At 51.7% G+C, this 26,124-nt stretch carries 26 protein-coding genes; 22 read left to right on the top strand and 4 right to left on the bottom strand.

The genetic code is table 11. The annotated features are described in order from the left end of the window. Positions 1-64: 64 nt before the first annotated feature. From ldpA to VB741_RS15010, 16 genes are all read left to right on the top strand, one after another. Positions 65-1,216 (top strand): circadian clock protein LdpA, encoded by a 1,152-nt coding sequence (ldpA, locus tag VB741_RS15085; RefSeq protein WP_323366005.1) that lies wholly within the window; start codon positions 65-67, stop codon positions 1,214-1,216. Positions 1,217-1,325: 109 nt separating this feature from the next. Then, positions 1,326-3,104, top strand: a complete 1,779-nt coding sequence (locus VB741_RS15080; RefSeq protein WP_323366004.1) for a R3H domain-containing nucleic acid-binding protein — start codon at positions 1,326-1,328, stop codon at positions 3,102-3,104. 133 nt (positions 3,105-3,237) lie between these two features. Beyond that, positions 3,238-3,648: a photosystem II protein Psb27 gene (gene psb27 / locus VB741_RS15075; RefSeq protein WP_323366003.1), complete on the top strand. Its 411-nt coding sequence runs from the start codon at positions 3,238-3,240 to the stop codon at positions 3,646-3,648. Between the two features lie 299 nt (positions 3,649-3,947). Continuing rightward, entirely contained in the window at positions 3,948-4,061 is a 114-nt protein-coding gene (rpmJ, locus tag VB741_RS15070) for a 50S ribosomal protein L36 (protein WP_006515920.1), read from the top strand. Between the two features lie 105 nt (positions 4,062-4,166). Then, on the top strand, positions 4,167-4,547 hold the full coding sequence (rpsM, locus tag VB741_RS15065; protein ID WP_323366002.1) for a 30S ribosomal protein S13: 381 nt from the start codon (positions 4,167-4,169) through the stop codon (positions 4,545-4,547). Positions 4,548-4,716: 169 nt separating this feature from the next. Then, complete coding sequence (gene rpsK, locus VB741_RS15060) at positions 4,717-5,109, top strand: 30S ribosomal protein S11 (protein ID WP_323366001.1); 393 nt, start codon at positions 4,717-4,719, stop codon at positions 5,107-5,109. A gap of 66 nt (positions 5,110-5,175) precedes the next feature. Continuing rightward, positions 5,176-6,123: a DNA-directed RNA polymerase subunit alpha gene (locus VB741_RS15055; protein ID WP_323366000.1), complete on the top strand. Its 948-nt coding sequence runs from the start codon at positions 5,176-5,178 to the stop codon at positions 6,121-6,123. 95 nt (positions 6,124-6,218) lie between these two features. Next, positions 6,219-6,569: a 50S ribosomal protein L17 gene (gene rplQ, locus VB741_RS15050; RefSeq protein WP_323365999.1), complete on the top strand. Its 351-nt coding sequence runs from the start codon at positions 6,219-6,221 to the stop codon at positions 6,567-6,569. Between the two features lie 12 nt (positions 6,570-6,581). After that, positions 6,582-7,460 carry a tRNA pseudouridine(38-40) synthase TruA gene (gene truA / locus VB741_RS15045; protein ID WP_323365998.1) on the top strand — a complete coding sequence of 293 codons (879 nt, stop codon included), beginning with the start codon at positions 6,582-6,584 and terminating at the stop codon, positions 7,458-7,460. An 86-nt stretch (positions 7,461-7,546) separates the two neighbouring features. Continuing rightward, positions 7,547-7,978, top strand: a complete 432-nt coding sequence (gene rplM, locus VB741_RS15040; protein ID WP_323365997.1) for a 50S ribosomal protein L13 — start codon at positions 7,547-7,549, stop codon at positions 7,976-7,978. 46 nt (positions 7,979-8,024) lie between these two features. Beyond that, complete coding sequence (rpsI, locus tag VB741_RS15035; protein ID WP_323365996.1) at positions 8,025-8,435, top strand: 30S ribosomal protein S9; 411 nt, start codon at positions 8,025-8,027, stop codon at positions 8,433-8,435. A gap of 47 nt (positions 8,436-8,482) precedes the next feature. After that, positions 8,483-8,722, top strand: coding sequence for a 50S ribosomal protein L31 (gene rpmE / locus VB741_RS15030; RefSeq protein WP_323365995.1), 240 nt, complete (start codon positions 8,483-8,485; stop codon positions 8,720-8,722). 100 nt (positions 8,723-8,822) lie between these two features. Then, entirely contained in the window at positions 8,823-9,926 is a 1,104-nt protein-coding gene (gene prfA / locus VB741_RS15025) for a peptide chain release factor 1 (RefSeq protein WP_323365994.1), read from the top strand. A 17-nt stretch (positions 9,927-9,943) separates the two neighbouring features. Beyond that, entirely contained in the window at positions 9,944-11,245 is a 1,302-nt protein-coding gene (locus VB741_RS15020) for a metallophosphoesterase family protein (protein WP_323365993.1), read from the top strand. 53 nt (positions 11,246-11,298) lie between these two features. Further along, positions 11,299-13,800: a M48 family metalloprotease gene (locus VB741_RS15015; RefSeq protein WP_323365992.1), complete on the top strand. Its 2,502-nt coding sequence runs from the start codon at positions 11,299-11,301 to the stop codon at positions 13,798-13,800. A gap of 686 nt (positions 13,801-14,486) precedes the next feature. Further along, complete coding sequence (locus VB741_RS15010) at positions 14,487-14,954, top strand: RNA recognition motif domain-containing protein (protein ID WP_442786372.1); 468 nt, start codon at positions 14,487-14,489, stop codon at positions 14,952-14,954. A gap of 164 nt (positions 14,955-15,118) precedes the next feature. Here the strand turns inward: VB741_RS15010 and crtB are convergent, their stop codons facing one another. After that, positions 15,119-16,048: a 15-cis-phytoene synthase CrtB gene (crtB, locus tag VB741_RS15005; RefSeq protein ID WP_323365990.1), complete on the bottom strand. Its 930-nt coding sequence runs from the start codon at positions 16,046-16,048 to the stop codon at positions 15,119-15,121. Positions 16,049-16,471: 423 nt separating this feature from the next. Here crtB and glyA point away from each other — a divergent pair, with 423 nt between their 5' ends. Both glyA and VB741_RS14995 read left to right on the top strand, forming a co-directional pair. Continuing rightward, positions 16,472-17,752, top strand: a complete 1,281-nt coding sequence (gene glyA / locus VB741_RS15000; protein WP_323365989.1) for a serine hydroxymethyltransferase — start codon at positions 16,472-16,474, stop codon at positions 17,750-17,752. Positions 17,753-18,084: 332 nt separating this feature from the next. Next, positions 18,085-19,170 (top strand): glycosyltransferase family 4 protein, encoded by a 1,086-nt coding sequence (locus tag VB741_RS14995; RefSeq protein WP_323365988.1) that lies wholly within the window; start codon positions 18,085-18,087, stop codon positions 19,168-19,170. Positions 19,171-19,275: 105 nt separating this feature from the next. Here the strand turns inward: VB741_RS14995 and VB741_RS14990 are convergent, their stop codons facing one another. Then, positions 19,276-20,805 (bottom strand): ArnT family glycosyltransferase, encoded by a 1,530-nt coding sequence (locus VB741_RS14990; protein ID WP_323365987.1) that lies wholly within the window; start codon positions 20,803-20,805, stop codon positions 19,276-19,278. 244 nt (positions 20,806-21,049) lie between these two features. On the opposite strand from VB741_RS14990, the gene VB741_RS14985 reads away from it, so the two are divergent. The 3 genes from VB741_RS14985 to aroQ all read left to right on the top strand — a co-directional run bounded on the left by VB741_RS14985 (position 21,050) and on the right by aroQ (position 23,211). Beyond that, a complete protein-coding gene (locus VB741_RS14985; RefSeq protein ID WP_323365986.1) occupies positions 21,050-22,306 on the top strand; it encodes a competence/damage-inducible protein A in 1,257 nt (418 codons plus the stop codon). A gap of 178 nt (positions 22,307-22,484) precedes the next feature. Next, entirely contained in the window at positions 22,485-22,616 is a 132-nt protein-coding gene (locus tag VB741_RS14980; protein WP_323365985.1) for a hypothetical protein, read from the top strand. Positions 22,617-22,767: 151 nt separating this feature from the next. Further along, positions 22,768-23,211, top strand: a complete 444-nt coding sequence (gene aroQ, locus VB741_RS14975; protein WP_323365984.1) for a type II 3-dehydroquinate dehydratase — start codon at positions 22,768-22,770, stop codon at positions 23,209-23,211. Between the two features lie 59 nt (positions 23,212-23,270). Here aroQ and VB741_RS14970 read toward each other — a convergent pair whose 3' ends face one another. Beyond that, positions 23,271-24,686 (bottom strand): ATP-binding protein, encoded by a 1,416-nt coding sequence (locus VB741_RS14970; RefSeq protein ID WP_323365983.1) that lies wholly within the window; start codon positions 24,684-24,686, stop codon positions 23,271-23,273. 155 nt (positions 24,687-24,841) lie between these two features. Here VB741_RS14970 and VB741_RS14965 point away from each other — a divergent pair, with 155 nt between their 5' ends. Then, complete coding sequence (locus VB741_RS14965) at positions 24,842-25,399, top strand: hypothetical protein (RefSeq protein WP_323365982.1); 558 nt, start codon at positions 24,842-24,844, stop codon at positions 25,397-25,399. Between the two features lie 36 nt (positions 25,400-25,435). Here the strand turns inward: VB741_RS14965 and VB741_RS14960 are convergent, their stop codons facing one another. After that, positions 25,436-26,062 carry a hypothetical protein gene (locus VB741_RS14960; RefSeq protein WP_323365981.1) on the bottom strand — a complete coding sequence of 209 codons (627 nt, stop codon included), beginning with the start codon at positions 26,060-26,062 and terminating at the stop codon, positions 25,436-25,438. Positions 26,063-26,124 lie beyond the last annotated feature (62 nt).

Here is a 26,124-nt window from a genome sequence, read left to right as displayed (position 1 = left end):
GGCCAAACAAGAACATTTGTTCTAAAGCACTGCAGACTCCATCGATAATAGATAGCATAGGTGGGTGACTACTCCACGCGATCCGTTAGAGGCCCTCAGGCTGGGACATTGGTTCAAGCTTATTTGCGGCGCTAGCTACCAAGATGTCTCGAAAGTTCGTAATTTGTCCCTGGTGTACAGTCTGGCAGGGGCAGATTGTATTGATGTGGCGGCCGATGAGGCAGTTGTCCATGCGGCCTGGGAGGGGATCACGGCCTCCCAAGCAATTGCCCCATCAACGGCACTATCGCCCATAGGGAGTCGTCCCTGGTTGATGGTGAGCCTAAATGATGGGCAAGATCCTCATTTTCGTAAGGCCTGGTTTGATGGCCAACAATGTCCGGTTGACTGCCCCTGTCCCTGCCAGCGGGTATGTCCAGCCGAGGCCATACTGCCACCCCCTACATCCCAAAAGGCGAAGACGGCTGGTGCATCTCCTAACTTGGAGGTAATGGCAGAGCGGTGCTATGGCTGTGGCCGCTGTTTGCCCGTATGTCCCCACGGGCTAATTGAGGAGCGAGCATTCACGGTGGCAGCCGGGACAATCCTGCCGAGGATCATTCCCCAAGTAGATGCGGTTGAAATTCACACCCAAATGGGTAGGCAGATGGAGTTTCAGCATCTGTGGAGGCAGCTCGCGCCCTACATTTCTCAGCTACAGCTAGTGGCTGTCAGCTGTCCTGATAGTTTCCCTGGCTCCAATACGGCTATCGTTGATTACCTCGCCCATCTCTATGGACTCATGTCCCCTCAGCCAAGGCAACTACTTTGGCAGACTGATGGTCGTCCCATGAGTGGTGATATTGGCAGGGGTGCTACCCGCGCCACGATTCGGTTAGCTCAAAAGGTTTTAAACGCCCGTTTACCTGGCTATGTTCAACTGGCGGGGGGAACGAATCACTATACGGTGGCCAAGTTGCGATCGCTAAATCTCCTCAAAGCAACCCATCGCATCAACCCTGGAAATCAGGTGGAACCGCCCACCATCAACGGCATTGCCTATGGTAGCTACGCGCGGCAGTTAGTCAATCTCGGAGACAGCCATTTAGAAGACCGTCCCGAGGAGCTATGGCAGCAGGTTAGCCTCGCCCGCGAATTAGTCCACCAGCTCAAACTAAACACCCACCAGGCCATCACTACTGCCGCTGCCCACTCAACCACCCCAGTTCCTCCATAGGTCAGAGTCCTTTAGGGACCAAGCCCCCACAAAGCTTCTGTCATGACTGCGGTTAAGGCATTGCAATCTCCGCCGTTGTTTCTAAATTCTCTGTTTAACTTCCGAATCTATGGCTCGTTCAGACGAATATCAGCCCACGCCGGAATCCACTGCTGCATCACCCAGGATCACCCCTCCCGTCCATGACGATTTGGAGCAGCTGCTCAGCATCTTGCCCTCAGAGCTGCGAGAGCCCCTCAGTAACCATCCCCAACGGCATCACCTCATTGAGGTGATCCTGGACTTGGGTCGACGCCCCGAAGCCAGATTCCCAGGAACGGCAGACTATCTTTCGGAACAGGTAGTTTCCAGTCAAGACCTAGAGCATTGCATTGACCGGGTGGGTCAGTTTGGTGGGGATAATCGAGCGGGCATCGAAAAAACCCTCCATCGCATCAGCGCCATGCGAAATCGCAGCGGCACCATCATTGGCCTCACCTGCCGAGTAGGCCGCGCCGTCTTTGGCACCGTAGAGATCATTCGTGACCTGATCGAAGCGGGACAGTCAATTTTACTGTTGGGTCGTCCAGGAGTGGGCAAAACAACGGCCCTACGGGAAATCGCCCGTGTCCTGGCCGATGATCTGAATAAACGTGTCGTGATCATTGACACGTCAAATGAAATCGCTGGCGATGGGGATATTCCCCACCCGGCTATTGGCCGCGCTCGTCGCATGCAGGTGGCTCAACCCGAACACCAACATCAGGTGATGATCGAAGCGGTGGAGAATCACACCCCTGAGGTCATCATCATTGATGAAATTGGCACGGAACTAGAAGCCTTGGCAGCTCGTACCATTGCCGAACGTGGCGTACAGCTAGTGGGCACAGCCCACGGCAACCAGCTAGAAAATCTACTCAAAAACCCCACCCTAGCGGATCTCATTGGCGGCATTCAAACCGTCACCCTCGGCGATGACGAAGCCCGCCGCCGGGGTAGCCAAAAAAGTGTGTTGGAGCGCAAAGCCCCCCCCACATTTGACATGGCCATCGAGATGCTAGAGCGGCAACGGTGGGTCGTCCATGAAGATGTCGCTACCACCGTCGACCACCTACTCCGAGGGCGGCTCCCAGAAACCCAGATTCGGACCATTGGAGACAATGGAAAAGTGGTCATCACCCATGAACTGCCAGATATTGTCAGTCAACGGCGCACCACCCGACGCAGTTCCAGTCGAGGTTGGCGAGAAGCTGGTCAAATGGAAGCTGTCTCCGCCCAGCAGGCCCGAGCCACAGGCCCCATACCCTTGCCCACCCCAGCGGCGGATGCGTTTCAAGCCCTATTGGAGCAACAACTTGACACGGACGACCTAGAACTGTCCACCCCCGTAGGCCCCAATGGGGAAGACTGGGTTCCCGTTTATCCCTATGGCATCAGCCGTGAACAGCTACACCATGTGATTGACACTCTAAAACTCCCCGTCTCCATTACGAAGGAATTAGGCGTGGCCCAGGCGGTATTGGCCCTGCGATCGCATGTCCGCAACCACTCCAAACTCAAAACCATCGCCAAATCGCGTCAGATCCCCATCTACACCGTAAAATCCAACACCATTCCACAAATTACCCGAGCCCTACAGCACCTACTCAACCTTGATCCCAGGGATCAAGCAGACGCCATTGATCTGTCCCTGTTCACCCGCCAAGGGGCAGATGACGAGCTAGAAGCATTGGAGGAAGCAAGACTAGCGGTGGAACAAATTGTCATTCCCAAGGGCCAGCCCGTTGAATTACTACCCCGGTCGGCCAAAATTCGAAAAATGCAACATGAACTCGCCGAACATTACAGACTTAAATCCTTGAGCTTCGGCGATGAACCCAACCGCCGACTGCGCATTTTCCCCGCCTAGCCCTAGTATCAACCGCCCCACCTATCCCCCAAAAATTTCTCCTCCGTACCCCATTCCGATAAGATGACCCATACAGGCCCAGTGGCCAGGTATACCAAAATGGAGCCATCTTAAATAATTGGGAACTAAGCTTATGAAACGCATTTTGTCTCGCTTGCTTGCATTTACCCTAGTGGCAATCCTGGGTCTCACCGGTTGCGGTGGAGATGGAACCGGGGCTGATGGGCTGAGCGGCAACTATCGTCAAGACACCGTAGCAGTGGTAGAAACCCTGAGAAATGCCATTGAACTGCCTGCAGACGCCCCCAATCTGCCTGAGGTACGCGCCCAGGCAAGACAGCAAATCAACGCCTTTTCGGCTCGCTATCGACGATCGGCAGGGGCATCGAGCCTCAGTTCCTTTGCCACGATGCAAACAGCCGTCAATGCCTTAGCAGGGCACTACAGCTCCTACCCAAACCGCCCTATCCCCGCCAAACTTAAGACCCGCCTTGAGCAAGAGTTTAAGCAGGTTGAAATGGCCCTCCGACGAGAAGCAGCCTAGGACCGCACACTCAACCCTATAAATCATAAAAAGCTCTGCTGATGACTTACAGCAGAGCTTTTTATTGTTTTTTGGACTTATTGCTTTTCGGCCTACGAACAGACCAAATACAACTAACCCTCAACCCGTTTTCAGACACAGCAGAGGAAAAAACTCGACACCAAACCTCAAAACCGCCCAATCATTAGCAAGTGACTTAAACGCACATCAACGATTCGCAACAAAAATTAATTGACTGCTTGTTAAGCAGTTTGCTAGAATCACACTTCTGTAGACAAATTTTATTACAATTTTCCAGCATGAAAGTACGGGCATCCGTCAAGAAAATGTGCGACAAGTGTCGGGTGATCCGTCGGCGCGGTCGAGTTATGGTGATCTGTTCTAACCCCAAGCATAAGCAACGTCAGGGTTAGTCGCTGTAGCCAGTTTAACGATTTTTTCATATTCAACTTCGCGGTTTCCCACTGATCCATCAGTGATGCTGAAACCGCACGGCAGCAAACTAGGGAGAAAGCACGGTGGCACGTATTGCAGGCGTTGACCTACCAAGGGATAAGCGCATTGAGATTGGATTAACCTACATTTACGGCATCGGTCCAAGCCGGGCAAAACAAATTCTGGCAAAGACTGGGGTCAATGCTGATATTCGCGTCAAGGACTTAGTCGATAGCGATGTGGCAAAACTCCGGGAAGTCGTTGAAAACGACTATCAGATCGAAGGAGATCTGAGACGGTGGGAAAGCATGAACATCAAGCGGCTAATGGATATTGGCTGTTACCGAGGACGTCGCCATCGCCTGGGACTACCGGTTCGTGGTCAGCGCACCCGTACTAACGCGCGCACCCGCCGAGGCAAGCGTTTGGCCATTGCTGGCAAGAAAAAGCCGGGCAAGAAGTAACCCCTAAATACAACACTAATCTGCAGGTGATCTTTAATCAGGTTGTTAATTGCGGCGCGCGTGTTACAACAGGAAGGGCATTTTGACAAGGCAATTTCGTCGGCAGGTAAGTTGCTGCTCGATCGCTAGAAAAGTTTTGAAGAGTTAACGTTTTCGGAATACACGAATTATGGCAAAAGGCGTCAAGCGCGCGGGTGGACGCAAAACCCGAAAGAATATCCCCAATGGTGTCGTTCACATCCAATCGACATTCAACAATACCATTGTCACCATTACAGACACCAAGGGTGATGCCATTTCATGGGCATCAGCCGGGTCCAGTGGCTTTAAAGGGGCGAAAAAAGGCACCCCTTTCGCCGCCCAGACCGCCGCTGACAGTGCAGCACGGCGGGCTATGGACCAAGGAATGCGTCAAGTTGAAGTCATGGTCAGCGGTCCAGGCGCTGGTCGTGAAACTGCCATTCGTGCCCTCCAGGGGGCTGGGCTAGAAATTACATTGATCCGAGATGTAACCCCTATTCCCCATAACGGTTGTCGCCCCCCCAAGCGGCGACGGGTTTAAATTTGATATCTATCATCAGCTAACAAATCAGCCAGTAAGCATAGCTATCTAAGGGAGGCCACTGTAATGGGACAGTTCCAAGTTGAATGCGTAGAATCGATTGTTGATGATGACCAAAGCCAGTTTAGTCGGTTTGTCATCGAGCCCCTTGAGCGTAGTCAGGGTATTACAGTAGGCAATGCCCTTAGACGAGTACTGCTGTCAAATCTCGAAGGTGCAGCAATTACTGCCGTACGTATGGCAGGGGCAAATCATGAGTTTGCAACCATTCCAGGCGTGCGTGAAGATGTCCTCGATATCATCCTTAACCTGAAAGAGGTTGTCCTTAAAACCTATACAAATCAGCCGCAGATTGGCCGTTTGGCAATCCAAGGTCCAGCAACCGTTACGGCCGCTCACTTTGAGTTGCCAGCTGAAGTAGAGCTGATCAATCCGGACCACTATGTGGCATCGGTAGCCCAGGGACATACTCTCGAAATGGAGTTTCGAGTGGAAAATGGTCGCGGTTATCGAGCGGTTAGCAACAATAGGGATGAGGCCACTGCATTAGATTTTATGCAGATTGATGCTATTTTTATGCCCGTCCGCAAGGTGAATTACTCCGTTGAAGAGATGATCGTCGGTGCGGATCAGCCCAAAGACCGCCTGATCATGGAGGTCAATACCAACGGTAGCCTTACGCCCCAACAGGCCATGAGCCAGGCAGCAGACATTTTAGTGGACCTATTTAATCCCCTCAAGGATGTCACCCTTGAGCCCAAACGGGATGAAGATGTCAAAGAAGAAGACACCACCTATCAGATTCCGATTGAGGAACTACAGCTTTCAGTCAGAGCCTATAACTGTCTGAAGCGAGCACAGATCAACTCGGTTTCCGATTTACTGGACTACAGCCAAGAAGATCTCCTAGAGATTAAAAACTTTGGCCAGAAGTCAGCTGAAGAAGTGGTTGAAGCTTTGCACTACCGTCTTGGCATTATGTTGCCAATGGAAAAACCCGCCAAGTCCTCTTAGGACTCTGGCTCCTGGCCTTGAATTCTTTCAGGCCATTCTTCCGAAGCCCCAGGCTTCGGTTTTTTCTTGTCTAGCGCCAACACAGAGGAGATATAATGCGCCACCGTTGCCGTACGCCCCAATTGGGCAAACCTGCTGATCAGCGTCGTGCTTTGCTACGAGCGCTAACCACCGAACTCATTCGCCATGGTCGAATTAAAACCACCCTGACCCGAGCCAAGGCCGTTCGTTCAGAAGCTGAGCGGATGATTACATTGGCCAAAGAAGGTTCCCTAGCGGCTCGTCGTCGCGCCATGGGCTACATTTACGACAAAGATCTCGTCCATGCCTTGTTTGAGCAAGCCCCCACCCGCTATGCCGAACGTCAGGGTGGATATACCCGCGTCGTACGCACGGTCAGCCGCCGGGGCGATAACTCTGTCATGGCCATTATTGAGCTCACCTAGGGCCTACGTTCAATGGCCCATCGTAACCTTGCTAAGCAGTTAGAAGCTGTGTCTGAAAACGAAAAAGGAACCCACAGGGTTGCGATTGTTATTCAGTACCAAGGCACCCACTTTCGGGGTTGGCAGCGACAGCCAGATGACCGTACAGTCCAGGCAGAGATTGAGACAGCCATAGCCTCCGTGTTGGGAACAGACGTGACCATTTATGGAGCAGGGCGAACCGATACGGGGGTCCATGCCGCAGCCCAGGTAGCCCATTTTGATGTGCCCAAGGTAATCCCCGCCTATCGATGGGCAGCTATTCTCAATCATCGATTGAGTCAGGATATTGTGATTCGAGCCTCGGCCAATGTTCCTGACAACTGGCATGCCCAATATTCAGCCCAATGGCGACGGTATCGATATACCCTCTATACCGATGCTTACCCCAATCTCTTTGTTCGTCCCTATGCATGGCACTTATACCATGAACCATTGGACGAGCAGCTAATGCAGTCGGCATTAACCCCCATGGTGGGTTATCATGAGCTAACTGCGTTTCATCGCGCGGGGTCTAGTCGTGCCCATTCGTGGGTTGAGTTGCAAGCGGCTGAGTGCTTCCGCCGAGGACCGTTTGTTCAGGTTGAGCTGCAGGCTGCAGGTTTTCTCTATGGCATGGTACGCCTGGTGATGGGTTTGCTGGTCAGGGTCGGGCGAGGTCGCCTCACCCCTGCTGCTTTCACTGAACTTTGGCAGTCAGGGAGACGTGACTTGGTTAAACATGCTGCACCACCCCAAGGACTTTGCCTATTGCGGGTAGGCTACCCACATTTCCCCTTTGCACCGGAGGCTTGGTTTGATACCCAACCATTACCGACGCTGCATCCCACCGCAAAGAATTTGGCTGTTTAGATTGCCTAGGCAATCGGGAAGATGTGACTCATCACTCTTATCCTATAGCCGCGTCCCCTACAGTTCGTTGATATCAGAGCCTAAGCATGTTTAAAACCTACATTCCTCCCGTTCAAGAAATTGATAAAAAGTGGTACGTCGTTGACGCCACAGACAAGCGGCTGGGTCGTCTTGCCACGGAAATTGCTAGTATCTTACGGGGCAAGAATAAGCCGACGTTTACCCCGAACATGGATACGGGTGACTTTGTCGTTGTCATCAATGCCGAGAAAGTGACTGTCACCGGCAGAAAACGTGAACAAAAGTTATATCATCGCCACTCTGGTCGTCCCGGTGGGATGAAAGTTGAAACCTTCGCCCAGCTGCAGAATCGGATTCCCGAACGCATTATTGAAAAAGCCGTTAAGGGAATGCTGCCCAAGAATGCCCTAGGCCGGAAATTGTTTACGAATCTGAAAGTCTATGCAGGCCCAGAGCATCCCCACGAGGCTCAGAAACCGGCAGCCATCGATCTCTAGGTCAATCATCACCCACTCACCATTACTTGCAGGAGAACATAGTCACATGTCGGAAGGACAAGCGGATCGCGTAGTTTATTGGGGTACTGGACGCCGTAAAGCGTCGGTTGCCCGTGTACGTCTAGTACCTGGAGATGGCAAGCTTGTCGTTAATGGCAAGCCGGGTGAAACCCATCTACAAAATAATGCCGCCTACATGTCGGCCACCAAGGCCCCCCTGGAAACCCTGGGATTGGAATCTGACTACGATATCTTAGTTAATGTTCGGGGTGGTGGACTGACCGGTCAAGCCGATGCCATCAAACTCGGCGTAGCTCGTGCCCTATGTGAGCTAGATCCCTCCAACCGAGGTCCGCTAAAAATTGAAGGCTATCTAACCCGTGATCCCCGCTGTAAGGAACGGAAGAAGTACGGTTTGAAGAAAGCCCGTAAAGCTTCCCAGTTCTCCAAGCGTTAAGTTTGGGTTATTAATTTTTTAACCATTTCACTCTCCGGAACAGAACAATGCCAAAAGCTGATATTCATCCCGAGTGGTATCCCGATGCCAAGGTTTACTGCGACGGCAAATTAGTTATGACGGTGGGCTCCACCAAGCCTGAACTTCACGTTGATGTGTGGTCTGGCAACCATCCTTTCTACACAGGCACTCAAAAAATTATTGATACGGAAGGTCGTGTGGAACGGTTCCTACGTAAGTACGGCATGTCTGATAGTCAGAAGAGCCCCGAAAGCGCCAAAGGTTAGCTGCTAATAACGTCATTTGAATCCGAGGGGTTACCATATTCCTCGGATGTTTTTATATTGGGCCCCATAAGCAGTAACCCGCTTCCATACTTGAAATTCCATGGCTGAGCAATATCTCCTCGACAAACTAAGGTCGGTTGACCAAACTTTTGAAGAACTCACGCACCGTCTGGCGGATCCGGACGTCGCTAAAGACCCAGATGAGTTTCAGAAAATCGCCAAAGCACGGGCTTCCTTAGAAGAAACCATCAACACCTACGACGAGTGGAAAAAAGCCCAGTCAGACTATGTAGAGGCCCAAGAAGTCTTTAAAGAGTCCGCTGGAGATGCAGAACTGCGGGAAATGGCGGCGATGGAAGTTAAGGAACTTCAGGAAACCATTAAAGCCTTGGAAGTTCGGTTAAAGATTCTTTTACTACCGCGAGATCCCAACGACGATAAAAACATTATGTTGGAGATTCGAGCTGGGACTGGGGGCGATGAAGCGGGCATCTGGGCAGGCGATTTGCTACGCATGTATTCCCGCTATTCTGAAGGTCAGGGATGGAAAGTACAGACGCTGAGTCATTCAGTTGCTGACATGGGGGGCTGTAAAGAGGCGATTCTAGAAATTAAAGGGGACCAAGTCTATAGCAAACTGAAGTTTGAAGCGGGTGTTCACCGGGTTCAGCGGGTACCGGCTACAGAAACCAGCGGTCGTGTCCACACATCCACCGCCACAGTAGCGGTGATGCCTGAAGTGGACGATGTGGAAGTCAAAATTGATCCAAAGGATATTGACCTGAGTACGGCCCGTTCGGGAGGGGCCGGGGGACAGAATGTGAACAAAGTTGAGACGGCTGTTGACTTATTCCACAAACCCACAGGCATTCGGATTTTTTGTACGGAGGAGAGATCCCAACTCCAAAACCGAGAACGCGCCATGCAAATTTTGCGGGCCAAGCTCTACGACATGATGCTGCAAGAGCAACAGGCCGAAGTGACCGACATGCGACGCTCCCAAGTCGGTACGGGGTCACGTTCCGAGAAAATTCGCACCTATAACTACAAGGATAATCGGGTGACCGATCATCGCCTGGGGCAAAATTTTAGCCTGGCACCGGCCTTAGAAGGAGATATCGATATCATGATCCAATCCTGCATCAGCCAAGATCAACAGGCTAAGCTGGAGCAATTAGCGGCAGAATCTACAAAGTCGCTGTAGATAGGGCATCCTGAACTATGGCCAAATTTTTGCATGTTGCCGATGTGCACCTGGGCTTTGACCGCTACAACAGCAAAGTACGTACCAGGGACTTCTTCCACACGTTGTGGGATGTATTTGAGCGATATGCCGTTGGTACAGCCGTAGATTTCGTCGTCATTGCCGGTGATCTCTTTGAGCATCGGATGATTCAACCCGCAATTTTGAATCAGGCCCAGCTCTGCCTCCAACAATTACAAACGGTCGGAATTCCAGTAATTGCCATCGAAGGCAATCACGATAACTGTCCCTATGGGACAAAAACTAGTTGGCTGCGCTACCTATCGGACTGGGGGTTACTTAAACTCCTGGAACCCAGCCCGGGTGAAACCATGTATGTGCCCTGGGACGAGGCAACAAAACGGGGCGGATATATTGATCTCGAATGTGGTGTACGCATATTGGGCTCAAGCTGGTACGGTGCCGCCGCTCCCAAAGCCATCCAACAGATTGCGGCAGCGATTACGGCATTACCACCGGGTCCAGACTCTCAGATTTTGCTGTTCCACCACGGTCTAGAGGGACAAATTGCTCGCTACTCTGGAGCCCTCCGCTATGGTGAGTTACTACCACTCAAGGCAGCCGGGATACATTACCTGGGATTAGGGCATATTCATAAGTATTACACCGTTGATAATTGGGTCTTCAATCCTGGCGCCCTTGAGGCTAACAATGTGGAAGAGGGGGCTTTTGAGCGGGGTGCCCTGACTGTGGAAATCAGCCATGGACAGGTGAATGCCCAGCTAGAGACCGATTATCGCCAGCGCCCCATTGCTCGCTTGTCCCTAAAGCTACGGGGGCAAGAAGCGTTAGAGGAGGTGGAAGGTCTCGCCCTTAGCGTGATTGATCGAGCCATTGCACAAAAACAAATCATCCTGGAACAGCAACCGATTGTGGAGTTACGCATTGAAGGACAGGTGGGCTTTGATCGGCTAGAGCTAGATACCAGACAGCTGCAGAGCTTATTGCAAGATCGCTGTAATGCCTTAATTTTCTTGCTGAAGTATGAGGTGGATGCGGTGGCCTATGGCACGCCACTGCCGGCTGATGCGGATCGGCATCATATTGAACGAGAGATTTTTACCGATCTTCTATCGGCAAATAATGTCTATAAAAAACTAGCCCAACCCCTGGCCGCAGGACTGATTGATCTCAAAGAACGTCAGTTAACGGGGGAAAATGAAGAGACTCTCTATGGATTGGTGGAGGAGATGTTACTCCCTGCCCATGGCCTATCTGCTGAGGACCCTGCCACACCTGCTGAGGATCATTCACGCTAAGATTGCGGCACGTATTCCCTGCACTACTATCAATGACATCAGAGGATATCTGTATGGATTTGGATCGATCGCCAGAACAGTTGATTAAAGCAGGGCTGGCTGCAATTAAACAAAAAGACTATGGGCGTGCGATCGCAACGTTTCAGCACCTCTGCCAGACAGAAAACATCAGCACCAGCCATCGCATTAAAGCTCAAATGGGTCTGATCCGCACCTATGAAGCACAAGGCGATCATGGACAGGCACAAACCCTATGCCAGCCCCTACTCAAAAGTCGCAGTCAATCCATCCGCCAGTGGGCCCACGATAAACTACAGCAGCTAGCGACTGATCAGGCCAAACTATCAACGGAACAAACCGTTAACCGTCCTGAGATACCGACAGCCAGCGGGTTTGTCCCCTTCAACCCAACGAACGAAACGGGGACAACTAGTCCAACCGGGACAACTGAGCCAACCGTTGTTCCAGCCCCCCCAAAAGACAGCGTACTGTCTACGCACACCGGCCCCTCACAAACACTCAAGGACATCCCAGGAAACCAGGTACAGCCGCCGTCCTTGTTTCATTATCAAACCCTCAACAGTAATCTAGGCAAGGGTTTAGAGACTGGTTTAGGGAATGACAGTACCGCACCATCTGTCAATATGTCGCCCGCTCCAGCACCCGATATATCGTCCACTCCACCCAGCACGGCTGCAGTCATCCCCCACCCACCTGAGCACAGCCAAGGGCCGCTGGATCAAGGGAGCCCCAAGCAGCCACAAAATTCGCCAACAGCATCCTCTAAGCACTCTTCCTTAGACACTTCCTTTGCAGGTCCTGAAACCTGGCCCCAGGGAAGTCGCCTGAGCAGCTTAAAATCCCTAGGCAAGATGAATATGGGCCCCCTATGGTTTGTCCAACTGGCTACCATATCTATCCTTTTCTTTGTCATACGCTGGTTAGTGAGCAGCGGCGTGGCGCTGGTCCGTAACTATATCCAGTTTCTCGATCGACTGTTGCCCATCCAAATCCGGCTCGCCGCCTTTTTTTGGGAGCCCCAGACTTGGACCGTGATCATGGGCCTCGCCCTCGTGACTATCGTCGCCCATTGGCTATGGCCATTATTGCTACCTCCCTCCACCCCCCTCACCCACCAACAATTACAAACCCACAGTTCAGAAGCCAGCCAGCTATTGCGTCGCCTTTGTACTAAACGTCGCTGGCCCTTACCCAAAATCCACCTACTGGCCAGCGATCTGCCCCTGATTTTTTCCTATGGATGGCGGCCCCGTTATGGCCAGCTTGTAATCAGCCAAGGACTGCTGGATCGATTAACGGCCGATGAATTGGCCGCTGTCATAGTTTACGAACTCAGCCACTGGTCAAATTTAGACTGGGTCGTGCTATCCACCCAGGGTCTACTGCTCCAGGCATTGCATCGGGCCTATTGGAGCTTGGCCCATTGGGGTGAGCAGCGTCCCACGCCCATCAAGCTCACAGCTGGCGCTCTGGCCACCGTCAGCTATGGCATTTTTTGGCTATTGGCTCAGGTCGGCTGCGGTGTAGCCCGGACCCGGACCCCCTACCGAGACCGCACCACGTCCGAACTCACCGGCAATCCCAATGGCCTGTTACGGGCCTTAGGCAAACTGTCAACGGCCATGGCAGCAGCCATTGCACAGCAAGGGTATACACCGCCGCTGCTGGAAAGCTTGGCGTTGATGCTACCCGTGGGGCCAGGGGACGGGAGGGCATCGATCCACCACTTTGCCTGGGGAGCATCTAACCCCCTACGCCACTGGCTATCGGTAAATCAGGCTCACCCGCCCCTAGGAGATAGGCTTTACACCTTGGGGGCCTATGGACGGCACTGGAAACTTCAGCCCAGTCTTAATTTTGCGCAATTACGATTAAAAAATGGCTCCCATGCACTTTCTCAGGACGATTGGCTCCGCCTACTCCTGCAAGGGGGAGCTTGGTCCGGCTTAGTCCTGGGTCTGGGGGTAGCCATACTCCTGTGGCTAGTGGGTGCGATCGCAACAAGTCTAGATTTCCCTCTGCTAGCCTGGCTTTACAAAGACCGCAGTATCCTCACTAGCATGCCTCTCATTGGTGCAGCCACTGGCCAGCTATTACGCATTAACTCTTTTTTCCCAGAAATAGCAGCTCCGTCACCCACCCCTGAAACAACCTTAGCGCAGTGGCAAACCGACACCACCCTGATTCCCGTCAGCAGTTTACCGATCAAAATCAACGGCACCCTGACAGGCCGACCAGCCTTAGCAAACTGGCTAGGTCAAGAATGGAGACTCAACACAACTCAGGGCAGCATTAAATTACACCATACCGCCTACCTAGGCCCCCTGAGCAATATCAACGGATTAGCTAACTGGCTACAGCAACCCATCACCGTCACCGGCTGGTTTCGCCGGGGGCATCATATCTGGATTGACATTGATCAACTACGAACCCACCAAAACCAGATAAAAAAAGCTCAACATCCCCTCTGGTCATCCATTATTAGCCTCCTACCCCTCAGTTACGGCCTCTGGCTCATACTTAAGGGGGTTTAAGAGGGTTAAGGAGGTTAAATGCTAAGGGGATTTAGCCCAGCCTAATGAATCCATCCAAAATCACCAAACGATGCAATCCAGATCCCACATTGCAACAACCTTCGTAAAGTGTTAACTTTTATTAACAGACACTAGTAGCCTAGCTATTAGCCAAGTTTTTAACTGGAAATTTGGCGTTAGGTGTCGAGTTCTCCTACTCTCAACACAGCAAACCAGCCCCTTAATACGGCTGGTTTTTTACTAATTGTTTTTTATTAAATAGTCATCGTAGGAGCCACTACTGACTCCACCCTATCTTTAGGAAGCTTCACCAAAAAAACCACTGAATAGCTTGGCTTGGCATCGGACAGCGTGATACCTTGATGAAGTAGAGATACGGTCTATTTCCCATTTAATGCAATGGGAAACCTCTGGTCTAGAAAGTGATAATTAGTTGTGTTAATGACTATGTAGCAGAGGGTAGAGATGATTTTAGCAAACCGCCCAAATAGGGTTTTGGACTCATCAAAGTAGTGAATCTCTGAGAATAGCCAGTTAGTTTTCGCTGCGGTTCGTCACTTGTTTAATCATTCAAAGCTATAGCTGCAAGTTTTGTTCTGGATATTCTTGAGTCCCAGGATGAATTGGCTATTTTTGCTGATCCACCAGCTGCAGTTGTTTTTCAAATTTGTTTAAGAGGTATCTTCATGTCAGTGCGCTTATATATTGGCAACCTACCCCGTGACCTAGAACGCGAGGAGTTTGAAGCCGTTTTTGCAGAAGATGTTGAGAATATCGTTTCAGTCAAGCTGATCGCAGATCGGAAAACTGGAAAATGTCGTGGTTTTGGTTTTGTAACCGTTAAAACCGACGAAATCGCAGATACGCTGGTCAGCAAATACAATGACCAGGCACTGCAAGATATCACTCTTAAAGTTGAAAAGGCTATGCCCCGTAGCAAAGAAAATGAGGGCACTGCTGCTGTTGCTGCACCTGTAGTAGCTGCTAATCGGAATAAGGTCGGCGGGAAGCGAAATGGGCCTGCTGCTGGCCGTAAACCCAACAACAACAGTTACATCGCACCAGCTCCAGAAAATACTCAACCAGATCCTCGCTGGGCCTCTGACCTGGAAAAGTTGAAAGAGATGCTCGCTGCCCAAACAACGGCTTCTTAGTCACAATTCGATTAGGGGAGCAATCGGCTGAAGATTTCAGCCGATTGCTCCGCCCACAATAACTTCAGCAAACATCAGCAACAAGCAGGCCAAGGACTAGTCCCTGGCCTGCTTGTTGCTGATGTGGCGGTTATTTAGGAGCTTTAGCTTCAAGTCTCCCTCAGCTAAAGGACTCGAGCCCGCAATAGGGCAGGGGGTAAACACAGGAGCTTGCGTACGGTAGGGACAAAGGCCCGGCGATTAAATACATCGTATTGATTTTCAGCAATGACATCCAGAATCTTGCGGTACAGCATGAGGGCCGACCAAACAGGCCATCGAGCATCAGGACTGAGTACACTAATGCCCCCTTCCGCCTGTCGATAAAACTTCAGTGCCCGCTGAATCTGAAAACGCATCAGGGCCCGCCACCGATCATCTATCACCCCATTAATCAAATCTGCTTCACTGTATTTGAAAAGTTCAAGATCTTCGAGGGGTAGATAGATCCGGCCACGGCGGGCATCTTCCCCCACATCACGCAAAATATTTGTGAGCTGATTGGCAATCCCCAGAGCAATGGCCTCCTCAATGGGACAGGGCAACGACTGGGCCCAAGGCGCCGTATTGTATTCAGGATCTACCCCCATAACCACTGTAGACATTAGACCCACAGTGCCCGCCACCCGATAGCAATAGAGCTTTAAATCCTCAAAGGTCTCATATCGAGAACATTGCAGATCCATGCGCTGGCCAGAAATCATGTCCCGAAACGGCTGAATATCTAGGGCAAAATGCTCCAGCGCATCCACCATAGCCACGTCATAGTCGTCCTGGGGCTTGCCCAAAAAAACAGACTCCAACTGGTCTTCCCAATCATCGAGGGTTGATTCGGTCGTGAATTGGGCAGAGGGACCATCCACTAATTCATCCGTACGACGACACCAAACATAGATGGCCCAGATGGCACGACGCTTAGCCTCAGACATCAGCATCGTACCCATATAAAATGTTTTTGAGTACTTAGCAGTAATTTGCCGACAGCGTTCATAGGACTCGTCTATAGACGCCAACATAGACGCAGATGAGGCAGTGGTGGTGGGTTGCAACAGCATGGATGTCCTTATTCAACGAAAAGCGTCATGGTCTAGCGGTGAGTTGAAAAGCAATAGCTAAATTTGCCACCACAATATGACAAATCAAATTCACCTTACAAACACATTAGGTGTTCACTAGCACCTCATCAGAGCAATGATTACTCCCATATTCCAATCTATTGACCCATTATAGATTTTCAAGCGTTACATTCTGATACAGAAAAATAACATTTACCTAATCAGGTTTTAATTGACAGCTGTTACTTGAAACCGCCATGGCCATAGGCGATCAATGATGGGTTAGCAACCTTCCTTAGCAGCACGGTACTATAGTTTGCTGGTGAAACATAGTTTGCTGGTGAAACGTCGAAGGAATTCCAGAACCTCCCGCTCCTAGCTCTTTGTTCAGCTATGTTCATTCAACCTAGAGCATCCATCCCCATGACCACTAATTTTGATTTTTTGAGCCAAACTGATCCAGACATTGCTGCCATCATTGAGCTTGAGCGGCAGCGTCAACAGGACCACTTAGAACTGATTGCCAGTGAGAACTTTACATCGCCTGCGGTCATGGCCGCCCAAGGGTCTGTCCTAACGAACAAATATGCAGAGGGCCTGCCTAGCAAGCGGTACTACGGTGGCTGCAAATTTGTTGATCAAGCAGAAGCCCTAGCGATTGAAAGAATCAAGCAGCTGTTTGGTGCAGCCCATGCCAATGTGCAACCCCACTCCGGAGCCCAGGCAAACTTTGCCGTCTTTTTAGCCCTACTGCAGCCGGGCGACACGATCATGGGCATGGATCTGTCCCATGGGGGTCATTTAACCCACGGCTCCCCAGTGAACGTTTCAGGCAAATGGTTTAATGTGGTCCAGTACGGGGTCCAAGAGGCCAGTGAGCAGCTGGATTATGAAGCCATCCGTGAAATCGCTCTGCAGCATCGTCCCAAAATGCTGATCTGTGGCTATTCCGCTTACCCTCGCACGATTCACTTTGACAAGTTTCGAGCCATTGCCGATGAGGTAGGTGCTTATCTCATGGCCGATATCGCCCATATTGCCGGGTTAGTGGCCACGGGGCATCATCCCAATCCCATTCCCCATTGTCATGTGGTCACCACCACCACCCATAAGACATTGCGGGGTCCCCGGGGTGGGTTGATTATGACCAGTGATCCGGACCTAGGGCAAAAGTTTGATAAAGCGGTTTTTCCGGGTAGTCAGGGGGGGCCCCTAGAACATGTCATAGCGGCCAAGGCGGTTGCCTTTGGCGAGGCCCTTCAACCCGAGTTCAAGACCTATTGCGCCAGCGTCATCGCCAATGCTCAAGCCCTTGCGGCTCAGCTACAGGCCAGGAATATCAAGGTTGTCTCCAACGGTACCGACAACCACTTGGTGCTAGTAGATTTACGCTCCGTTGGCATGACTGGCAAACGGGCCGACGCCCTAGTCAGTATGGTCAATATCACTGCGAATAAAAATACGGTGCCCTTTGACCCGGAATCTCCCTTTGTCACCAGTGGTCTGCGCTTGGGTTCACCGGCAATGACCACCCGTGGGCTAGGAGTTAAAGAGTTCGAGGAGATCGCCAACATTATTGCGGATCGGCTACTATCTCCTGAGGATAGTACAGTTGAAACCGATTGCAGAAATCGCGTTGCCAACCTTTGCGATCGCTTTCCCCTTTATCCCCACCTCCATCCGGCAACGGCCGTCCTAGCCTAAAGTCGGTCTTAGGTATGTCCAGGTATGAGCTAACTGTCCGAACACATAGTTAACTAGTTTGGTCAGTTAGTTCACCGTCAATATGGCCTCAGTAGGTCCACAAGTCAACGGCCCATGACGCGTTAGACATCCACAAAATACATCTGTAAATATCTGTAAATATTGATATTCCTAGTTAAATTCCCCCATAGACCGACAACAGTATTTTGAACCTGATAATCATCGGCTTGAAAGTTTTAAAAAACCTGGTAGGGTGACGGTGACTATGTATGTGTTGCCAACCCTCTGTGTTGAGTCCATAGCTTGCGCTGTCTTCCTCATTCTCTTCCACTATGCCGTTTCAGATATATCCCCTCCTGGCTTTTACCCTGTCAGCCGCTGTGGTGCTGGTAACCACGCCAATTATCAAAAGGATTGGATTACACAGTGGTCGAGTTGATATGCCTGGGAGGCGTAAAGTCCATAAAGTCCCCATGGTTAGATTGGGGGGCGTATCAATTTTTCTGGGTACGGTAGTCGCCCTATTAGTAGTCTGGAATACGGGTGGGTTTATGGATGCCCAAGGCCAGCAGCTGATGAATGAACCGGAAGCGGAAATCTGGGGGGTTACCCTAGGAGGCTTAGCATTTTTCCTAATTGGTCTGTTGGATGACCTGTTTGGCCTCTCTGCCATTAGTCGTCTATTGATGCAGGCGGCTGTGGCAGCGATCACCTGGCATGTCGGCGTAGACATTGGTTTTGTGTCTGTTCCAGGTATCGGCATTGTGCAACTCGCTGACTGGGTCAGCTTGCCAGTGACCGTGGTATGGCTTGTGGGTATGGCCAATGCCATTAATTGGATTGATGGCCTAGATGGTTTAGCAGCAGGAGTTTCAGGCATTGCCGCCATTGTCATGATGTTGGTGGCCCTGTTTATGCAACAGCCAGCGGCGGCGATTATTGCGGCGGCCTTGGCGGGCGGAGCGCTGAGTTTCTTGAAATATAATTTCAACCCGGCCCAGATTTTCATGGGGGATGGAGGAGCCTATTATATGGGCTTCACCCTGGCCGGTGTGGGCATCATTGGCCTGGTCAAGGGGGTGACGACGGCGGCTGTGTTTTTGCCTTACCTGCTGATCTTAGCGGTCCCCATTTTGGACATGTCGGCGGTCATTTTGGCACGTCTACGGCGGGGTCTATCGCCCTTTGTGGCGGATAAGCGTCATCTGCACCATCGGCTGTTAAATGCCGGTCTGTCCCATCGTTTTACGGTGTTGTTTATCTATGCCTTAACCCTGTGGGTAGGTAGTCTGGCCTTAGCCTTTTCAGGCATGCCCAGTGGCATTATCTATGCCCTTGGCTCAACGGCCCTGTTGAGTTATACCGGCTGGCGAGCCAGGCATCATGCTAGATGTACAGATCCGCAGGAATGGCCATGAATGGGCATTGCCCTGGACTCCAGAAAATTTAGTCATGGATGGCCGGGATAGGTCTGGTACCTATCCCGGCCATCCATGGTGTGAACTATGGGCGCAAAGCTATATCTAGTAGGGGTAGGCGTAGGGTGTGATCAATTTGCCTGTGTCATAGAGGTAAAAGGTTTCTGTGACAGCCCCGGCCCGCTGAGTTTCGAGGGACTCTAGCAAATCAAACCGTTCAAAGTAAGGGGCATAGGTGACTCGAATTTCAGTTTGGTCATAATCGGCAATGGTGATGAATAGCCCTGAACGGCCCACCCAGTCAGCTGGGTTAAACCACACAGCATGACCCCGTGGATCTTGGGTGAATGCCATAACGGGGACTGGGGTGAGGGGGCTGACGGCCATATCTACGTATCCACTAAGCCAGAACTCATTGGTGACTAGAAAATCGGCGGATGCGATCGCATCCGCCCCGTCCCCTTCCTGCAATCGTCGCCGCAGCTGCACCACATCAATCAAGCTGGTGGTCGGGTCCGTCTCCAGGGGCATGAGTTCCACTAGGCCCCCCGGCCGCTGCAAGGTGCCCAGTGCCACATGGCTGAGGGCACACAGCAGCAGGATGGCCATCGCCAGGGCACTGCCCCAGAGCCACCGCCTCACCGCAGAGGGCGACCAACGGGCCACCATCAGCGCCAGCAACAAACTCAAACTCCATAACCCTGGGGCCGGCCAGGCCGGATAAATGTGGGCAACGCCCCCCAACAGGGTAAACCCCAGGGCAATGGGCAGACCTAGCCACAGCACAAACCGCTGCCGCAGGTCGCGCCACTGCCCCAGACTGCGACCGATAGCCCACCACAGGGGAAAGCCCAGAGATGGAAACAGATAGGCCACCCCCACCAGCCACACCCCCACCATGGTCAACAGATTAAACCCAGAGGGGCCAGCACCCCCATCAAAGCGAGAAGATAGGTGGAAGCCGAAGGACAGCCAATCATGGTGAACATTCCAGTACACCAGGGGCGTCAAGGTAAGGGCAAAAAGACCCAGGGCAGCCCCGGTCCATGGAGATAGGATTGCCCGCCGATGCTGAGGGCTGGTGAGGCAAAAACCCACCAAGCTTAGCCCCAGTACAAAACCGTGGTACTTGCTCAGACAGGCCAGACCCAACAGGAGGCCCAACAGGGCAATCTTAGCCGTGGGTCGATAGGATTGCCCCGTGGGGAAAAACTCCAACACCGCCACATACATCGTCGCCGACCACCAAAAAATCAGGGCGTTATCGGGGGCTGCCAGCAAACCAAAGCTAAAAATAAATAGGGGACATAGGGATGCGATGACCACCGCCCCCATGCCCACAGCAGGACCAAACAGACGCCGACCGCTGCCATAGAGCAACACCGTACTCAGTCCATAGAGCCCCAACGCCCCTAACCGCAACGTTAGGGGAGAAACATAGCCCGTTAGCCCAGGCCCCAGGGCCGTGGTCAACGCCACCATCACCGGATGGTCAAAATAGCTCCAATCCCAATGCTGGGTGTAGAGAAAGTAGTAAGCTTCATCAAACCCCGGCGGCAGTAACCAAGCAATCAGTAGCCGCAGCCCCCAAGAGCCTAGCAAAAGACCCACCACCCACCTGGGCCAAGCCATCATCGCCCTCGGGGACCTATGCTCCAATGCCATATACCGCAATCCTTACAGATGAAATCATAGTTTGGATCAGCCCCGCCCCCTAAATCAGCCCCACCCGCTGGCATAAGTATCAGATCAAATCGCCGAGAAATGCTTTACCATCAAGCCACCCAGGGATTTTCACCCTAAATACCTTGCCCATAGGGCGGCCCATGGAGCTGATTAATTCCTTATCCCACCCATCAACCCTTCCCATCCAACCATCATGACCGGCAGTGCAGAAATTATATGTGTGGGTACGGAGCTACTCCTGGGGGACATTCTCAACAGCAATGCCCAATACCTGGCCCAGCAACTAGCCCTACTCGGTATTACCCATCACTACCAAACTGTGGTCGGGGATAATCCCCTGCGTTTAGCCCGGGCCATTGCCATTGCCTGCGAACGGTCCCGACTCATTATTTTTACCGGGGGGCTGGGTCCCACCCCCGACGACTTGACCACCGCCACCATCGCTGATTTTTTTGGGGTGCCCCTGGTGGAAAATGCAGCGGTCCTGGCGGATATTACGGCCAAGCTGGCCCAGCGCAATCGGGCCTTGGGGACTAGCGATCGCAAACAGGCCCTGCTACCCCAAGGAGCGGAGGTATTGGCCAACCCCCAAGGCACAGCCCCTGGCATCCTCTGGCAACCTCGCCCAGGCCTCCACCTCATGACCTTTCCAGGGGTACCACGGGAGCTTTATCCCATGTGGCAAACCACCGCCATCCCCTATCTCAAACACCAAGGGTGGAGTAACAGCATCATCCACAGCCGCACCCTCAAGTTTTGGGGCACCAGCGAGTCGGGTCTGGCCACCAAAGTGGAGCAATGGCTAAAGCTGGAAAATCCCACCGTAGCCCCCTATGCTAGCGACGGTGCAGTAAAGCTACGTATTTCCGCCCAAGCCGATTCCCTCGAGGCAGCCCAGCAACTGATTGAGCCCGTCGCCATTGAACTCAAAGCCATCGGCGGCATCGACTGCTTTGGAGAAGACGAGGATACCCTGGGGGACGCCGTGGGGCGACTATTGCTCCAGCACAAAGCAACCCTAGCTGTAGCTGAGTCCTGCACGGGGGGAGGGTTAGGGGCCATGATCACCGCAGTCCCAGGCAGTTCCGCCTATTTTATGGGGGGGATTATTTCCTATGACAATGGCATCAAAGAACGGTTGCTGGGTGTTTCTGCTGACACGTTGGCCCAGCAGGGGGCCGTCAGCGCCGCCGTGGCCAAACAAATGGCCGCTGGAGTTTGCACTCAACTGGGCACCGACTGGGGCCTTAGCATTACAGGCATTGCAGGGCCTGGCGGTGGTAGCCCCGAAAAACCCGTGGGTTTGGTATACATCGGCATTGCCCATGGCTCAGAAACCCGCCATATGGAATGCCGCTTTGGTCGCCAAAAGGATCGGGACTGGATTCGCTTAATGAGCCGTAATACGGCGTTAGATATCCTCCGCCGGGCTTTACTGGATAATACTTAGATCACAGCAGCCCCTAGGGGAATTCCCCGAGCTTGATCATTTCTGACAATTCGTTATTATGGTGAATACTCCCAAAAAAAAGTTAACTGAAATTCACTTCTAGTTGATTTGATAATTGTGGAGCCTATAATAGGTGTAGGCAAAACTACACCAGATGAGATTAGGAGCAGCCTGGCTCATGGATATTGGCAAGATTCTGGAAAAGTTGAAGAACTGGGTCAACCGAGTATTAGACTCGTTACTTGGACCTTCACCCCAACCAGAGCCAGAAGCAATCCCCATTCCGGTTGACGACCGTCGCCGTCGTTAACCCCAGCTAGTTGGCATTTTTGTGCCTTCAACCCATTATCAATCGCCATTCCATTCGCCAGTTCATTATTGAGTGTGCAATAGCATTCAATTGATGCGACTTAGATGGCTCTGCCTTGATACTATTCAATGTGTAGTTCTTCAGTAGCTCATTGAACAGTTTTATAGTGGTCCATGGTCCCAACTTGAACATGTTGGGCAAGCGTGAGCCTGAAATTTATGGCCACCACACCTTAGATGATATCAATAGCTCCTTGACTGAGCTGTCTAAGGAGCTATGTGTTCTCATCAGTTTTTACCAGTCAAATCACGAAGGTGACTTGGTTGATGTAATCCAGGCTGCGGCTGGGTTACATCAAGGAATATTGATCAACCCTGGGGCCTACACCCACACCAGTGTGGCTATTCGGGATGCGATCGCATCCGTCGCCCTCCCCACAGTAGAAGTGCACCTGAGTAATATTCACCAGCGGGAAGCTTTTCGCCATCACTCCTACATCGCCCCCGTCGCCATCGGTCAAATTTGCGGCTTTGGGCTCCATAGCTACCACCTAGGTCTGCGGGCTTTAGTCACCTATCTCCATCCATCGGTCTAAAGCCATAGGATCTAAGGTCTTAGACCTACAAAAGCTGAGAAAAACACAGAGACCCAGGTTTAGGGCTTCGCTACAGTCTCACCATGGATAGGAGCCGCTGCTCCATTCGTATCAGCAGTAACAGGGTCATTACCAGGGGCATTCGGTTCAGCGACCTCGGATGAGGCCTTTGCTGAGGCCTCATCCGAGGATTCAGACGATTGACTCTCCATCTGAGCTTTTAGCTTCTCCAGCTGTTCCAGCATGATCGTCGCCATCGTGCCCGGTGTTCGCTGCTGCACCCACACCATACTGGCGGACAGCAGCAGTTCTTTCAGATAGGCATAGGAAAAGTCATCGGCACTGGTGGCAATCTGCTCAATATCATCCGCCGATAGCTGCATTTCCGATTTTAATTTTTGATTCCACAGCTGCAGATAAGCAGCTCGGTCAGGCATCTTAGGCGTATCAAAATGATATTTTCGATCAAATCGGCTAGGCCGCTCCAAAATTGCAATATCCAACCGCTCTGGGTGATTGGTCGACGCAATCATCAATACCCCATCATTCAGGGCGAAACCATCTAATTCATTTAAGAAAAACGACCGATTTTCATCATCCACCAACGCATCTAGGTCCTCAATGACCACGATGCAGGGAGCCGCCTCACGCACCCGATTAAAGGCCAGACGCATGTTGTCGGTATCACTGCTCTGGCGAGTCTTAAAACTCTTAATATATAAGCAGGGATACCCCAAGGAATTGACTAGGGCCTTAACCATGTGGGTTTTGCCATTCCCCGGCGGCCCAATAAATAGCAGCCCCCGTTTCCAGGGCACATTGTATTCCGCATACAACGGCTGGGAATCAAAGAACCGTTGAGCATCGTCGTAAATGTCTTCCTTTAGCGAGCCAGACAAAACTAAATTTTCTAGGGTGGCACTTTGAATCGACGCATACAGGTCACGATTTTTTTGCCAAAACCCACCTTCAAACACCAATACTTCTTCCCGCACCTGGCAATTCCACTGACATACAGCGGCAAAAAACTCATCCGCCACCGCCTGGGTATCCGCCAAAATCCAGTAATAGGAACATTCGTCAAAATAGCCTTGGGGCCAAGAAAGCTGCAGCACCATAAGGGTATGGTTCTGCCACTGCACCTCAAAACAAAAATTCTTTTGCTCATAACGCAGCTTTTGTTTTTTGGCATCCCACAGGGTCATGACATGGTTATAGACCATGGTTTCACGCACAGTGGACGCATAACCCACCGGCAATTCCACTCGGGTAATGACCTGGGTGGTACAAAGTCCTTCCTCGGCATACTTGCGTAGATCGAAGTAGTAGCTATCCCCCTCTAAAATGACTTTCCCAGGAAAACTATCAGCTAAAAACTGGCTGACATAGTAGGGAATCGACGCGGGGGACATCCTCAGCGCTTCTAAAATCAAATAGGTGAGATTGACTGAACGCGAACCTGATGAATAAATCATGCTGAAGCATATCTACGTTAAGGCTTAGGAAGGCTAACAGTCGCCCATGGACTATATTTTGCATCGGTTTTTCGCTACCGATGGGAAAATTTGGGTTTCTCGATGGAATTCAACAACCTGTGCTACGTTAGCCACAATAAAGTCCGGGGGTCACTATGGCTGATTCACAAGGTAATCCGTTTATTGGCAATCCCTTTATGCAGGGAATTAAAAAAAAGCCCTCCCCCGCCTCTGAACCCGAACTAAGGCCACATCGTCAGGCGCCAACGGAGCTGTCATTACATGCACCGGAACAACTGACTGACCCATCAACAGTAGCCCCAACCACTGCCACCACCCCTAAACAATCGGCCTCAAAATCAGTCAAAAAATCGGCAAAATCCTTATCGAAACTGACAACGGAAAAACCAGGCTCCACTGCCACCCCAAAAAGAGCCAGTCAATCTGCCGCGCCAGCAGTTGCTACATCAGTGGGGTATACGGGCAAAGGCTACAAGGTCCAAGTGTTGGCCAAAATTCCCATGCCCACCAATACCAACATGCCCAGCCGCGACTATCTATGGTTTGCGGTATATCCCATTATTCCCCGAGTGAGTGACTGTATTTTCCACGATGGCCGCTACTTTCGGGTAGATGCAGTTTTTCTGTATGAGAGTACCAATGCTGGCTGGTGTGCCGACTTGGAAGTCTCATACTACACTCGACGGCAGTAGATGAGACCATAGCTTAGCAGCCTGAGGCTAAGCCGCTTACTCAGAAATATCCGCTTGGGCAACGGAATGATTCACAAATGAGCCATGGATCTGGGTCACCAGAGGTTCAGCCACCGGGTCTTGGGCATGGTAACTGGTCATCACCACCGTTTGCTGATTGCCATAGCCCACAAATGTGACTAAGGCCTGCTGCCCTACTTCCGGCTCATACCAAATACGTAGCCCCGACTGCCCATCCACCGTCACCAAAGAGTAGCGCTGTACAGACAATCCGGCCGCCGCAATTTGATCTAGCCGCTGGGGAACAGCGACCTGAGGATCTTCCCGGAGTATTACAATGTCGGTGCGAATAGGCATTGTAACACCATCGGCAATGCTGACAATGGCCACACCATCCTCCCCTTGGGGGTTGACTTGCCATCCCTTGGGATAGTCCACACTAAATTGAGCTGTGTCATAGCGATCTAAGGCGCTGGTTTCAGACAACTCTTGCTTGGTATGCAGCGCCCCGTTTCTAAATGGGGTTTTAATCCCTAGTTGATCTAGTTGATCCAGCGGCTGTATTTCGGCGGAAAACCCGACCGCAGGCAGGGTTAGGACGATCCCTAAAGCGCCCATACCCAGCAATAATTTTCCTACGGTCCGCTTAATATCAAAGTCCATGGTGTTTCAAGCCTTATAGAGTCTTAATTTATTGCCTTGAATCCTGAGCCCCAAGGCTCCGA

This window comes from Leptothoe sp. PORK10 BA2 (assembly GCF_034932105.1).
Taxonomy (GTDB): Bacteria; Cyanobacteriota; Cyanobacteriia; order Phormidesmidales; family Phormidesmidaceae; genus Leptothoe.
The sequence above is the reverse complement of the archived record's forward strand: the minus strand, read 5'-3'. Positions and strand labels throughout refer to the sequence as shown.